Source organism: Streptomyces sp. NRRL F-5126 (assembly GCF_000721265.1).
In the GTDB taxonomy this organism is placed as follows: domain Bacteria; phylum Actinomycetota; class Actinomycetes; order Streptomycetales; family Streptomycetaceae; genus Streptomyces.
This window is the reverse complement of the sequence record NZ_JOFZ01000005.1, coordinates 163,724-177,764: the sequence shown is the minus strand read 5'-3', so window position 1 is coordinate 177,764 and position 14,041 is coordinate 163,724. Positions and strand designations below refer to the sequence as shown.

Genomic DNA, 14,041 nt, shown 5'->3' with positions numbered 1-14,041 from the left:
GTTTCCGTCGTACGTGCAGGACACGAGTGCAGGACACAACCTGTCCTCTTCATTCGCCATGGTGGCACACGAGCGAATGGCCACACCGATGCGAGGAGCACCGACATGTCCGTCACGACCACCACTCATCTCAACTTCCGGGGCACGGCGCACGAGGCGCTGGAGTTCTACCGGTCCGTCTTCGGCGGACGCACTGCCGTGGTCACGTACAAGGACGCGGGCGCGGTGGGGGACGAGAGCGAGGCGGACTGGGTGATGTGGGGGGAAGTGGCCGGCGACAACGGCTTCCACGTCATGGCCTACGACGTGCCCTCGCAACTCCCCTGGTCCCAGGGCGAGAACGCGTTCTTCGTCTCCGTACGCGGGGACGGCGCCGAGGAGATCGCCGCCCTGTGGGACGGGCTCGCCGAGGGCTCGGCCGTCGTGCGGCCGCTGGGGCCCGCTCAGTGGGCGCCGTTGTACGGCATGCTCACCGACCGGTTCGGTGTCACCTGGGTCCTGGACGTCACCGCTCCTCACAACGGCTGAGCGTCTTGTGCTGTCCGCCGGGGCCCGGGCCCGAACACCCGGGCCCCGGCGGGCTGTTCACGCGCCGCCGGTCACGGCAGCGGCGGGTAGGCGTTCTGCATCAGCTGCTGGAACTGGGCGGAGAACCAGTGCCCGGCCAGCGGCGCGTCCGGCAGCGCGCCCGTGGGGTTGTTGCCGTTGCGTGCGTTGCCTCCGTACGTCGGGTCGCACATCCGGTCGAAGCCCTTGCCCTCGTCGTTGGGGATCGCGGTGCTCGATCCGTCCGACTCGCCCGGGGGCTTGGCCCATACGTAGGCGTCGATGCCGGCGGCCGGGGCCGTGGTCGGACGCTCTCCGAGGCCCGCGCCGCTCTGGTTGCACCAGTTGCCGACGTGGATGCGGCGGTCGATCCGGCCGCCGTTGACGTAGTCGTCCACCGAGGTCAGCGGGCCCGCGCCGGTCGGCCGTGCGGATCCGCCCCAGCCGTTGCGCGAGGTGTCGATCAACATGCCGGTACCGGAGTCGAAGCCGGCCGAGACGAGCTTGGTGCGCAGCGCCTGGGCGTAGGACTGCTCGTCCACGTAGTTGTTCCAGTCCACCCACGTGGACTGGCGCACCGTCTGCCCGTTCACGCTGTCGGTGACCTTGAAGTACGGCTCGGTGGTGGCGCTGTAGTTGGCGGTGTTGACGATGAAGCCCGCGACGTCGTCCACACTGGCGCCGTTGGTGGTCGCCACCTTGTGGAACTCCTGTACGGCCGGGTCCAGGTTGGTGTCCCAGCCGAGCCAGCCGTGGTGGGCGGCGTCGATGTAGTTGTACACGTTCGGGATGGCGCCGAGCTTCTCCAGGGCGTAGCTGACGCCCTTCTCGTAGTTGCCGTTGGCCTTCATGGTCGTGCACGCCTCGGTGGTGGTGTCGGTGCCACCCGCGTTGGTGACCAGGTTGGGCAGGGAGTCGGGCTCGACGATGGTGGAGATCCGCAGCCCGGCGTATTTCGGGTCGGAGAGTATCGAGGCGATCGGGTCGATGTACTGGGTCTCGTACGCGTCGATGTCGGTGGGCCCGAGCTCGCCGTTGGAGGCGAGAGCGGCGCAGTCGCGCCCCGGCAGGTCGTAGATGACCAGCTGGACGACCAGTTCGCCCGAGCCCTTCTGCGTCAGGGCCGTGTCGAGGTGGTCGCGCAGCCCCATGGCGCCGTTCACGCCGTCTATCGTGCCGATGCTGTCGAGCCAGACGGCGGTGGGCTCGCCGGAGACGCGGCTGCCGCCCGGCTCGGCGGCGGCGTGCGCGGACCACTCGGGGTTCACGTAGACCTTGGCGTCGACGTAGGGGTTGTCGACGCGGCCGCTCGGGTCGGTGGCACCGCCGCCGTTGTCGCCACCGCCGCCGTCATCGCCGCCGCTTCCGTCGTCGACGTTGCAGGTCACCCCGTCGAGGGTGAAGGTGGCGGGGACGGCGTTGGTGCCGCCGTAGGTGCCCTGGAAACCGAAGCCGACCGACCCACCGGAGGCGAGCGCTCCGTTGTAGCTCTCGTTGGTCGCGGTCACGGCGGCGCCGCTCTGCCGGATCTGCGCGCTCCAGCCGCCGGTGACCTGCTGGTCGCCTGCGTAGGACCACTTCAGCGACCAATTCGACTTCGCAGAGCCGTTGTTGGTGACCGTGACGGCGGCGGTGAACCCGGTGGACCACTGGTTCTGGACCTGGTAGTCGACGGTGCAGGGCACCGAGGCGGTAGCGGCGCCGGCGGGCGCGGCGCCGAGCGCCATGCAGGAGCTTCCGGCGACGAGGGTGAGAGCGGCGAACACCGCGGATCTCGTGCGGTTCATGAGCGTGCTTTCCCTCCTGTTGGACGGACGTGCTGCACGTACGGATGCGCGATCGCGCCCGGGAGGGGCGCGGCCGAACTGCGGACGGCGTCAAAGTCCTGAACACGGAAGGTGTCGCATGAGCGACCCCTGACAGCTCTTCGCGTCTTGGCGGACGCGCCGTCCGATGGAATCGCTCCCACTGGTGCGAGTGAAGGTAGCGCTCGGCGGCAGCGATGAACAGAGGGCACGGCACTTCGGCCGACTTTGCCTCGAATCCATCGTTCGCGGGCCGACGGGCACTTGACGGGCTCCTGACATGCTGCTCATTATGGGAGCGCTCCCACTAATAGTCACTCCTCAGCAGTTCGTGCAACTCCTGAACGCTTGGCGGCGCTCAGGACGATGGTGGGCGGTCCAGGCGGCGATACGTTCCGGACCGCCCACCGGCTCCCCCGTACGTTCCTACGGAGTTGCTCCACGGCACTCCGGGCGAGTCTTGGCGTTCCGCACTGTAGGCGCGGCGCGTGCGCGTCACTTACGGTGTGCCCGTGAACACGACGGCAGGAACGGCGGGCGGGCCGCCCTTCGACGCCGGGGCCGCGCGGCGCATGCGCGAAGCGCTCGGCATGACCCCTGCCCACGTCGCCCACGCCCTGCGGGCCGCATACGGCGTTCAGGTCCCCACCGCGACCGTCATCGCGTGGGAGCAGGGTCGCGATCGTCCCACCGAGAAGGAACTGACCGCTCTGGCGGGCGCGTTGTGGTGCGCGCCGGGCGAATTGCTCGGCGCCCCTCGTACGCTGCGCGAGTACCGCCTCGCGCGCGGCATCGGCGTCGTCGACCTCGCCATGGCCATCGGCATGGACGTCGCCGTCTACCAGCGCGCCGAGAACGACGGCCGGTGGGAGGGCAACGACCGGCAGGCGGCGGAGCTGGCCGACGCGCTGGCGCTGCCGCTGTCCTCGCTGATCAGCTTCACCGGCCGTGCACCGCGGCTGACCGAGATGCTGGTCAGCGCCGCCACGACCCGCTGGCAGGGCTACGTCGGCCCGGTGCGGGAGACGGTCGGCCTGCCCAAACGGGATGTACAGGACGCGCTGGCGCACGTCCACAAGGGGTACCAGGCCCTGATGGCGGCCAGCACGAACTGGGGCGAGGGCAGCAGCTCGCACAACGCCGGGCGTGCGGGCGCCGCCTACCTGGCGGACATCCAGCAGCACTTCTGGGACCGGCTGGGCGAGCGGGGCATCTCCTAGGTCATGCGACCTCAGCGGGCCCGGCGTCGAGCACGATGCCCAGCCGATCCGCCACCGTGGTCAGCGCCGTGCCCAGGGGCAGCGCGACCCGGGTGACGGCATGCGGATCGCCCCTGGTCGGATCCCGGTTGACGATCAGCACCGGCTTCCCGGCCTCGGCCGCCTGGCGCACGAACCGGAATCCGGACATCACCGTCAACGACGACCCGAGCACCAGCAGCGACGTCGCCCGGCGGACCAGCTCACGGCAGTGCTCGACGCGCGCGGGCGGAACCGTCTCCCCGAAGAACACGACGTCCGGCTTGAGGACACCCCCGCAGTCGAGGCACGGCACCACGCGGAAGCCCACGACCTGCTCGTCGGTCAGGTCGGCGTCCCCGTCCGGGTTGATCCCGGCGGCGACCGGCTCGAAACCCACGTTGGCCCGCTCCAGTCGCCCGGCGAGTTCACCGCGGGCGCTGAACGCTCCGCAGGTGAGGCAGAGCACCCGGTCGAGACTCCCGTGGAGTTCCACGACGCCTTCGCTGCCGGCCGCCTGGTGCAGGCCGTCGACGTTCTGGGTGATCACCCCCGAGAGCGCGCCGTGCCGTGCGAACGCGGCCACGGCCCGGTGCCCGGCGTTGGGGCGGGCGCGGACGAAGGAGCGCCGCCCGAGGTGGCTGCGCGCCCAGTACCGGCGCCTGGCCCCTGAGGTCGCCGTGAAGGCCTGGTACGTCATCGGCGTGTGCCGGCTCAGGCTCCCGCCGTCGCCCCGGTAGTCGGGGATGCCCGACTCGGTGGAGATGCCGGCACCGCTGAGTACCAGCACGCCGCCCGCGGTCAGCGCGTCGACGACCGGCGTGAGATCGGTGGTGCCCGGCGGCAGGTCCTCGGCGGGGGTCCAGCTCAGAGTCGGGCGTATGCGCATGCTGCCAGGGTACGGAAGCCGGACGGGGGCGGGCGCGGCTCGGCGTCACACGCGGGAACGCCGGAGCACCCACACGAAGTACGGCGCGCCGACCAGCGCGATCATGAGCCCGGCGGGCACCTGGGCGGGTGCGGCGACCGTGCGGCCCAGGGCGTCGGCCACGCAGACCAGCACCGCGCCCAGCACCATCGCGACCGGGATCGCACGGCCGTGCCGTGCGCCCACCAGCGAACGCGCGAGGTGCGGGGCCACGAGCCCCACGAAGCCGACGACGCCGACGGCGATCACGCTGAGCGCCGCGAGCACCGCGGCGATGGCCAGGGCGGCGAAGCGCGTGCGTTCGACCTTGACGCCGACGATGCGCGGGGTGTCCTCGTCGACGGCGAGCAGATCGAGCCGTCCGCGCATGGCGAGCAGCGCGGGAAGCGCGAGCGCCAGCGCCACCGCGACCGGCACGGCGTCGGACAGCGTGCGGCCGTAGGTCGTGCCGGAGAGCCAGGTGAAGATGCGGGGTGTGTTGTACGGGTCGGCGTGCAGCAGCAGGAAGGTGGTGACGGAGGTCAGTCCGTACCCGCAGCCGATGCCGACCAGCACGAACCGGTCGGGCAGGAAGCCGCCGCGCCAGGACAGCAGGGCGATCACCCCGAACGTGGCGAGGCCCGCCGCGACCGCCACCGCGATGAGCACGGGCCGTCCGCCCGGCAGCCCCGACGTGACGACGCTCACCGCGCCGAGCCCGGCACCCGCCGTGATGCCGAGCACCCCGGGCTCGGCGAGAGGGTTGCGCACGGCGCCCTGCACGACGCATCCGGCCAGTCCGAGCGCGGCGCCGGCGAGAACCGCGGCGATCACGCGCGGGACCCGGTCGTCGAGCGCCTGGCCGATCAGGCCGGGCGCGCCGCCCCTGGCCCAGAGCGCGACGTCCCCTGTCCGCAGCCAGAGACTCCCCGCGAGGACCGCCACGAAGGCCACCGCTGCCAGCAGTGCCACCGAGCCGAGCACCACGAGGACGAACGCGCGGCGCGACCGTGCGGCGACCCGGGCGTGCGCGGGCCGCCGGGCCTGGCCCGTGTCGCGCAGGCGCAGCGCGAGGACCACGATCACGACGGAGCCGAGCAGGGCGGTCGGCACGCCCGTGGGGATGGCGGCGGCGCCGTCCGCGCCCTGCACCGCACGCAGGACCGCGTCCGCGAGCAGGATGAGCAGCGCGCCGGCAAGACCGGTGGCGGGCACCGAGTAGAGATGCCGGCGCAGCGCCCGGACCCGCCCCGCGATCAGGCGGATCAGGACGGGGGCGCCGAGGCCGACGAACGAGATCGGTCCCGCGAGTGTCACCGCCGTGCTCGTCAGCAGCACCGCGCAGAGCACGGCGGTCACCCGGGTGGCGCGGATCGGCACGCCGAGGGTGGACGCGGTGTCGTCGCCGAGGGCCATCACGTCCAGCCGCCGCGACAGTGCGAGCGCCAGGCACAGCACGACGGCCACGAGGGGCCAGGCGCGTACCGACGCGTCGATGTTCAACTGCGCGAGGGAGCCGCTCCCCCAGGCGAAGAGGCCGGTCGTGTTCTGGTCGAACAGGATGAGGAGCGCACCGGTCGCCGCGTCGAGCGCCATCGCCGTCGCCGATCCGGCGAGGACGAGGCGGGTGCCCGCGGTGCTCGCCGCCCGGCCCGCGAGGAGCAGCACGAGGGCCGCCGCGGCGAGGCCGCCGGCGAACGCGACGGCGCCCGACGCCCACAGCGGGACGGTGAGGCCGAACGCCGCGACGAGGGTGAGGGTGAAATAGGCCCCGGCCGTGACCGCGAGGGTGTCGGGCGAGGCGAGTGCGTTGTGCGTGACGGACTGGAGGAGCGCCCCGGCGGCGCCGAGTGCGAAGCCGACCGCCACACCGGCCAGCAGGCGCGGCAGGCGCGAGCCTGTGAGGATCTCACCGACCGGCGCGCCACCGTGCTGTCCTTCCCCGGCCAGGTACCGTACGAGGTCGCCGACGCCGACGTCCGAAGTCCCCTGCGTCAGATGCCACATGCCCACCAGGGCCGTGACGGCGAGGAGCGCCGCGAGCACGGCCGCTCCGGTGGGGCCGCCGCCGCGTGCGGGCGTCCGCGGTGTGCTCACTTGTTCACTTCTTGTCGAGAACGTCGGCGTACGCGTCGATGGCCTGCTCGCAGGAGCGCGGCCCGCCGGCGCCCCACACACCCGCGGGGAACGAGTGCGCGCGGCCCTCCTTCACGGCCGGGAGGTCACGCCAGATGGGGTTCTTCTCCAGTGCCTTGACGTAGCCTCCGGCTCCGTCGTCGTTGGCGTAGAAGAGGTTGGCGTCACCCACGGCGGTGAGTCCCTCGACGTCCGTCTGGGCGAGGCCGTAGGAGGGGTCGACGCCGCCGTGCCCGTGGTCCTTGTTGACGGCGTCGGTCCACGCGGGCTTCATGCCGAGTTGCCTGCCTATCTCCGTGAACAGGGCGCCGTCGCTGTAGGGGCGGATGGTGAGGTTGCCGCCCTGCAGCCATCCGTCGAAGAACAGGAAGCGCTTCGTCGGCAGGGCGGCGTCGGCGACCTTCCGCTTGGCCTCTGCCAGGTGCTGGTCGAACTCCTTCAGCACCTGGCCGGCCCGCTCGGTGCGGCCCGTCGCCTTGGCGATCATGCTGAACACCTGCCGCATGTTCCCGATCGGGTCGTCCGGGTTCGCGCCCCGGGTGGCCATCACGGGGACGCCGCGCTTCTCCAGCTTCTTGATGGTCTCGTCGTCGGCGTGGAACGCCTCCACGACGATGAGGTCGGGCTTCGACGCGTAGAGGGTGTCGAGGTCGGGCTCCTCGCGGGTGCCGATGTTCGTCACACCGCTGGGCAGCTTCTCCGCACTGTCGTAGGTCCTGTACCCCTTCGCGTCCGCGACCGCGGTGGGGGTGACGCACAGGGTCAGCGCGTCCTCGACCTGCTGCCACTCCAGGACCGCGATGCGTTTGGCGGGCTTGGCGAGCTTCACCTGACGGCCCACGCCGTCCTTGAAGGAGACGGGCTCGGTGGAGGTGGTCGTGGTGTCCGAGGCGCAGTCCTTCGACGCGGGCGACGCGCTCGCGCCGCCGCCGGCCTCCGTCTTGCCGACGTCGGTCGTGCCGCAGGCCGTTGCGGCGAGGAGGGCGAGCCCTGTGGCGGCTGACGCCGCCAGGCGACGGGCACGGTTCATGAGGGGGCTTCTTTCTTGCGGTACGTGTGATGTGTGCGGTGTGTTGTGGAGCGGGAGCCCCGCCTCAGGCGGGGTGGCGCCCGACGGGGTCGATGCGGAGACGGCCGGTGCGGGGGTCCGTGCCGACCTCGACCCGGATGTCGTAGACCTCGCCGATGTTCCCGGCAGTGAGGACGTCGGCGGGTGGGCCCGCCGCGTGCACCCGGCCCGAGCGCATCAGGACCAGCGTGTCCGCGACGCGTGACGCCTGGTCGAGGTCGTGCAGCACGATCCCGACCGCGATGCCGTGCTCCTCCACGAGGTCGCGCACCAGGTCGAGCGTCTCGACCTGGTAGCGCAGGTCGAGGTGGTTGGTCGGTTCGTCCAGCAGCACGACGCCGGTGTCCTGGGCCAGGCACGCCGCGAGCCAGACGCGCTGCATCTCGCCGCCGGACAGTTCCCCGACCGGCCGTCCGGCCATGTCCGTTACGCCGGTGACCCCCATGGCGCGCTCGATGGCGGTCCTGTCCTCGTCGCCGAGTCCGCCGAAGCCCCGGCGGTAGGGGTGGCGTCCGAAGGCCACGACCTCCGTGACCGTCAACCCCTGGGGCGCGGGCCTCGACTGGGAGAAGAGCGTGACCTCACGGGCGAACCCGCGGGCGCTGAGCAGCGCCGCGTCGCGCTCCGGGAGTCCGTCGTCGGCCCCGAGCGTCACCCGGCCGCCGTCCACCCGGTGCAGCCGGGACAGCGCCCGCAGCAGCGTGGACTTCCCGCTGCCGTTGGGCCCCACCAGGGCGGTCGCGCGGCCGGGTGCCAGGTCGATCGAGACGCCGTGGACGACCGGTGTGCCGTCGTACCGCAGTACCAGGTCGTGCCCGCGCAGTGCGGACACCGATGCGGCGGTGCGGGCAGCCGGGCGGCCGGCGTGCCGGAAGGGGCGTGTGAACATCGACGAGTCCGGAGGGTCGGAGGGGCGAGGACCAGCGGCACCCCTCCGGCCGGCCGTCACCGGCCGGACCGCGCACTCGACCGCGAACGGGCAGGGCCGTTCACGTCGAGCACCAACTAAGGGTTACCTAACTTCGAGCAGGTTATAGTCCGCTCGCCAGGCCGACAATCAGGAGTTCTGGACATCCGGTACGGGATTCCGGACATCACCCGAGGACCCGCCGGCCGCGTCGAAGAAGGCGCCGGGCGTGGTTCCCATGATCCGGCGGAAGGCGGCGATGAAGGAGCTGGGCTGCGCATACCCGAGGGTCTCGGAGACCGTCATCACATCGAAGCCCTGCGACAGGAGGGTCAGTGCCCGGTGCACGCGCAGCATCTGCCGCCACTGCGCGAAGGAGAGACCCGTCGCGTGCCGGAACGCGCGGGTGACCGTGCGCTCGCTGATCCCCAGCCGCAGCGCCCACTCCTCCAGCGAGCGGCCGTCGGCCGGATCGTCGAGCAGGGCCTCGGCGATCGCGTCGATCCGCGTGTCGTCGGGCAGCCGCAGCGCGAACTGGCGCTCGGACGGCCGCAGTACGTCGAACACGACCGACTCCGCCCGCGCCCTGGCGGCCGCGTCGAGATCCGTGCGGGACAGGTGGGTCAGCAGCGCTTCGAGCAACGGTGTCATCGCGATCGTTCTCGGTTCCCCGAAGTCGACCGGCGTGCGGTCGGGGGCGAAGACGGCGTCGTGGAACCGCGCGCCGGCCGTGGCCCGTCCCCCGTGCACCACACCGGCGGGCATCCACAGCCCGTGCCCCTCGGAGACGGTGAAGACGCGGTTGCCCACGCGGGACGTCAGCGTTCCGCCCCGTACCCAGACGAGCTCGTGCGACGGATGCGAGTGCGGTGCCCACTCGGTGGGCACGCGCGGAATGCGGAACCCGGCGGTGATGGCGAAGGGCGCCGCCGCCTGCTGCGCAAGCGCGGCAACCCGGCGCACCTCGGTGCCGGCCTCGCGCAGCCACATCCCGGGGTTCCCCTCACCACGGGACGATCGAGCCATGCGCACGAGTCTATCCGGGGGCCGTACTCAGGCCGGCTCCACCACCAGCCGCACTCCCCGGGCAGTGGCAGCACAGGAGCCCACCTCGATCTCCACCTCTCCCGCTTCCACCTCCCGTTCCAGCCCGCGGGTGACGGACTCCAAGGTGTGCGCGTCGACCCGGAAGACCACGTCGGTGTGTTCGCCGGGGGCGAGCTCGGCGCCCAGGAAGTCGCGCAGCTCCCGTACCCGGGGCCACGACGTACCGCCGCTCAGGCGGCGGATGTACAGCTGCACCGTCTCCCGCACCGCGCGCCCACCCGTATTGGCGACCCGGACCGTGCACTCGGTCACCGGGTCGCCCGTCGTCACCCGCTCCCGGGACAGCCGGGGCTCCCCGTACTCGACGGTGGTGTACGAGAGCCCGTGCCCGAACGGGTAGCGTGCCGTGGCCGGCTGGTCCACGTAGCCCCGGTAGCCGTGGTCCTTGGCGTTGTAGTGGACGGGGAGCGCGGCCGCCGAGCGCGGCACGGACACCGGCAGCCTGCCGGACGGCGCCACGCGCCCGAACAGGATCTCGCCGACCGCCGCGCCTCCCCACGGCCCCGGATACCAGGCGCTGAGCAGTGCGCCGACCCGGCCGGACAGGTCGTCGAGGGCGTGCGGGCGGCCCTGGACCAGGACGACGACCACGGGTGTCCCGGTGGCGGCGACGGCGTCGAGCAGCGCACGCTGGCCGGCCGGCAGCGCCAGGTCGGCCAGGTCGACCCCCTCGCCGCTCGTCATGCCGGCCGGGCGCGCCGAACCGACGACCGCGGCGCCGTTGTCCTCGAAGCGGGTGTCCGGCTCGCGTGCGCTCGACCCGCCGAGCACCAGCACCGCCGCGTCCGCCTCGGCGGCGAGGCGTACCGCCTCGGGCAGCGCGGAGTCGTCGTCGCTGACGAGTCCGCTGCCCCGCCCGTACGTGACGCGGACCCCGGCGGGCGCGGCCGCGCGGATGCCTTCGAGGACGGTGGTGCCGGAGCCCGGCGGCTGCGGCGCGGTGTAGTCGCCGATCTGCTGGGGCACCGAGTCTGCGTTGGGTCCGAGGACGGCGAGCGACCGCATGCGGTCGCCGAACGGCAGTGTGCTTTCGTCGTGCTCCAGCAGGACGACGCAGGCACGGGCCAGCGCCTCGCTCGCCTCCCTCGCGCGTGCGGTGGGAACGCCCCCCGGCGTCTCCGTTGTGGTGGTCGCGGTGGTGGCGTGGCCGTCGAAGAGGCCGAGCCGGAACTTGAGCGTCAGGACGCGCGCGACGGCCGTGTCGAGGACGTCCTCGGCGACGAGGCCGCGTTCCACCGCCTCCACGAGCCGGGGGAAGCAGTCGTCCCACAGGCCCATGTCGGTGCCGGCCTCAAGGGCGAGCGCCGCGGCCGACGCCTCGTCCCCGGCGAGCCGCACCAGCCGGTCGACGGCCCGACCGTCGGCCATCACGATGCCGTCGAACTTCCAGCGTTCGCGCAGCAGTTCCGTCAGCAGGGGACGTGAGGCCGCGCACGGCAGCCCGTCGAACTCGTTGTAGGCGGCCATCAGCCCCGCGGCGCCCGCGCGCACCCCGGCCCGCGCGGCGGGCAGGTGGATCTCGTGGAGTTCGCGTGCGCCGAGCTCGGTGGCGGGGCTGTTGCGTCCGCCGACGGTGGAGCCCTGGCCCGCGAAGTGCTTGAGGACGACAGCGGCGCGGTCGGGCGCGAACGGCGTCCCGTCCCCGCGCCCGTCCCCTTCCCCGCGCCCGTTCCCGCCTCGCACGTCGCCCTGCATGCCGCGCACGAGGGCCTCGGTGAACCGGGCGGCCAGGTACGGGTCCTCGCCGAAGCACTCCTCGGTGCGTCCCCAGCGGGGGTCACGCACCAGGTCAAGGGCCGACACCAGCGCCACATGCCCGCCCCTGGCGCGCAGTTGGGCGGCGCACGCGTGGGCTGCCTCCTCGTACAGCGCGGGGTCCCAGCTCGCCCCCACCGCCAGGTTCACCGGCAGGACGGTGCCGTCGAGCGCCTGATGGCCGTGCGGCACCTCCTCCACCATCAGCACGGGGATGCCGAGCCTGGTGTTCCCCGCGACGTGGCGCTGCACGGCGGCGGCGAGTTCCGCCGCGTCCTCGGCGCGCACACCGTCGGCGAACGTCACGCCCGACCAGGGGTCGGCACGCTGCAGCCCGTAGAGCGCGCCCATGCCGCCGAACGCGTCCACCTCGGCGCGGAAGGCGTCGGTGAGCCTGAACCCGGACGGGGTGCGTTCGTAGGCGTGCCAGCCGTACATGCGCTGGTTGACCTGTCCCGCCTTCTCGGCGAGCGTCATCCGGCCGAGCAGGTCGGCGACCCGATCCGCGACGGACGCCGACGGGTCACGGTAGAGCGGCGGTTCGGCCGTGTCCCTGCCGCTCACGACTCCTCCCGGCGCGGGCCGAGTTCCAGGACGCGGACACCGAACGGGGCCAGCGTCACCGTGTCCACCGCGTCGCCGCCCCGCAGCTCACGAAGCGGCCCCGCGGACTCGGGCCGCACCGTCAGCTCCTCGTCGCTCTGGCTGACCAGCCAGACGAAGCGGCGGCCGTCCTCGTGCTCCAGGGTGTCGGCGGCGACGTGGGGCGAGTCCACGGTCACCGGTCGCGAAACACCCGCCACCTCGGCCAGTGCCGCGTACAGCAGATGGGTCTGCTCCGGGTTGACGCGGGCGCTGCGCGCCGCCATGTGTTCGAGGGGGTAGGTCGCGAGCACGGTGCGGCCCCGGCCCGTGGTGTGGCACAGCAGCGCCGGCCTGCCGTGCGCGTCGGTGGCGATCACGCGGGCGCCGCGCGGCACCACGGGCAGGTAGGCGCGGCTGTCCTCGTTGCCCGCCACGCGGAACGTCAGGGTGCGGCCGGCCTCGATGCCGCCGAAGTTCTCCGTGAACGTCATCTCCAGGACGTCGTCCTCGATGGGTTCGGCGACCCCGTAGGTGAGTTGGTGTTCCACACCGAACAGCGCGTCCAGCCCGTCGAACCACGGGCCGCGTGTGACCGGGTGCTCTCCCGAGCAGAACGACAGGTACACCGTCGCCCCGTCCCTCGCCCTGCGTTCCAGCTCCCGGCGCGTGCGGGTGGTGAACTGCCGCGTGGAAGGCAGCAGGTAGAGCCGGGCGGTGCCGGGCAGGCCGTCCGCCTCGCGGGCCGGCGCGACCGGCAGGTCGGCGGCGCGCGCGGCCACGTAACCCTGGTGGAGCGAGGTGAAGATGAGGGGGCGGTCGGCCGGCCTGCTGTACGGATAGCCGCGTTCCAGGAAAGCGGGCACGACGAGGGCCGCGTCGGCGTCGGTGCGGCGGCAGCGGGCGAAGTCCGTGGCCTCCAGGATTTCGGCGAACGCGGCGAGTTCCCGCAGGGGAGGCTTCGGCGCGCCCTGCCCGTCGGTGATGCCGAAGTGCATCTCGAACGGGTGATGGTCGTAGGGCGGCTGTTCCCACAGGGCGTCGTAGTCGGTGTTGTTCCAGGCCATCCAGCCGGTGGCGCCGCCGAGCAGGGAGTTGTGCAGGGTCTGCCGGTAGTAGATCGCGGCAGCTTCCGCGGAGACGGTGTCGGTGGAGAGTCCGAACTCCTCCAGCACGACCGGCAGCCCGGTGACCGAGGCGAGTTCGCACTCGAAGGCGGCCCTGTAGTGCTGCCGCACCCGGTCGGTGTCAGAGCGGTAGACGTGCGGCCCGACGAAGTCCACGTACTCGGCGGTCTCGCGCAGCGAGAAACCGTTGTCGCGGCCGGTCACCTCGATGCCCCAGGCCCCGTCGCCCAGGGAGACGGGCTGGGTGGCACCCGCGGCGCGCACCGCGTGGCACATCGTCTGCGCCCAGGCCGTGACGACATCGCTGGAGGGCGGGTCGAGCTGGTGGACACGTCCGTAGCCGGGCATCTCATTGGTGATCAGCCAGCCGGTGACGGCCGGATGGTCCTTGAACCGCCGGGTCATGGAGTGGACGAACCAGGCCTGGCGGCCCACCATCCACACGTCCTCGTACAGGTCGCGGCCGCCGCGCCAGGCCGGGTCCCAGTTCTCGCCCGACATGTGGCCCACGATGAACGTGGGCACGGTGCCCATGCCGAGTTCGGTGTGTGCGTCGAGGAAGTCCGCGAACCGCTCGCACAGTTCGTCGTCGATCCGGCCGGGCTCGGGGTGGAAGTCGGGCCAGTAGAAGAACGAGCGGGTCATGTTCAGGCCGTGGTCGCGCAGCACCGCCAGCTCCTCGCGGACGACTGCCGGGTCGTAGGTGCGCCACATCAGGGGGCCGCCGGTGCGCGACCAGAAGTTGGCGCCGAGCCAGGGCAGGACGGGGGCGTCGTGGGCGAGCTGTGCACTGTGGCGTTTCATGGTCTCTCTTGGTCGTTTCGGTGTGGGGGGCGGGGTGACGTGGGCGCGGGCGCGCGGG

The 14,041-nt window shown here is 72.4% G+C and carries 10 protein-coding genes; 2 read left to right on the top strand and 8 right to left on the bottom strand.

The genetic code is table 11. The features are described from left to right. Positions 1-105 precede the first annotated feature (105 nt). A complete protein-coding gene (locus IH48_RS0111980; protein WP_030902779.1) occupies positions 106-528 on the top strand; it encodes a VOC family protein in 423 nt (140 codons plus the stop codon). 71 nt (positions 529-599) lie between these two features. Here the strand turns inward: IH48_RS0111980 and IH48_RS0111975 are convergent, their stop codons facing one another. Then, positions 600-2,333: a glycoside hydrolase family 6 protein gene (locus tag IH48_RS0111975; protein WP_030902777.1), complete on the bottom strand. Its 1,734-nt coding sequence runs from the start codon at positions 2,331-2,333 to the stop codon at positions 600-602. A 530-nt stretch (positions 2,334-2,863) separates the two neighbouring features. Here IH48_RS0111975 and IH48_RS0111970 point away from each other — a divergent pair. After that, complete coding sequence (locus tag IH48_RS0111970; protein ID WP_324604298.1) at positions 2,864-3,571, top strand: helix-turn-helix transcriptional regulator; 708 nt, start codon at positions 2,864-2,866, stop codon at positions 3,569-3,571. Position 3,572: 1 nt separating this feature from the next. Here IH48_RS0111970 and IH48_RS0111965 read toward each other — a convergent pair whose 3' ends face one another. The 7 genes from IH48_RS0111965 to IH48_RS0111935 all read right to left on the bottom strand — a co-directional run bounded on the left by IH48_RS0111965 (position 3,573) and on the right by IH48_RS0111935 (position 13,983). Continuing rightward, on the bottom strand, positions 3,573-4,478 hold the full coding sequence (locus IH48_RS0111965) for an NAD-dependent protein deacetylase (RefSeq protein WP_030902774.1): 906 nt from the start codon (positions 4,476-4,478) through the stop codon (positions 3,573-3,575). Positions 4,479-4,523: 45 nt separating this feature from the next. Beyond that, a complete protein-coding gene (locus IH48_RS0111960) occupies positions 4,524-6,593 on the bottom strand; it encodes an iron ABC transporter permease (RefSeq protein WP_030902772.1) in 2,070 nt (689 codons plus the stop codon). Positions 6,594-6,597: 4 nt separating this feature from the next. After that, positions 6,598-7,662, bottom strand: coding sequence for an iron-siderophore ABC transporter substrate-binding protein (locus tag IH48_RS0111955; protein WP_030902771.1), 1,065 nt, complete (start codon positions 7,660-7,662; stop codon positions 6,598-6,600). Positions 7,663-7,726: 64 nt separating this feature from the next. Then, positions 7,727-8,590 (bottom strand): ABC transporter ATP-binding protein, encoded by an 864-nt coding sequence (locus IH48_RS0111950; RefSeq protein ID WP_030902769.1) that lies wholly within the window; start codon positions 8,588-8,590, stop codon positions 7,727-7,729. 168 nt (positions 8,591-8,758) lie between these two features. Next, a complete protein-coding gene (locus tag IH48_RS0111945) occupies positions 8,759-9,598 on the bottom strand; it encodes a helix-turn-helix domain-containing protein (RefSeq protein ID WP_030902767.1) in 840 nt (279 codons plus the stop codon). A gap of 63 nt (positions 9,599-9,661) precedes the next feature. Next, on the bottom strand, positions 9,662-12,034 hold the full coding sequence (locus tag IH48_RS0111940) for a glycoside hydrolase family 3 N-terminal domain-containing protein (protein WP_037841718.1): 2,373 nt from the start codon (positions 12,032-12,034) through the stop codon (positions 9,662-9,664). Next, the gene (locus IH48_RS0111935) at positions 12,031-13,983 is read right to left on the bottom strand and encodes a glycoside hydrolase 5 family protein (protein ID WP_030902762.1); all 1,953 of its coding nucleotides are present in this window, start codon (positions 13,981-13,983) and stop codon (positions 12,031-12,033) included. Before IH48_RS0111935 ends, IH48_RS0111940 begins: the two co-directional genes overlap by 4 nt. Between the last annotated feature and the right edge of the window lie 58 nt (positions 13,984-14,041).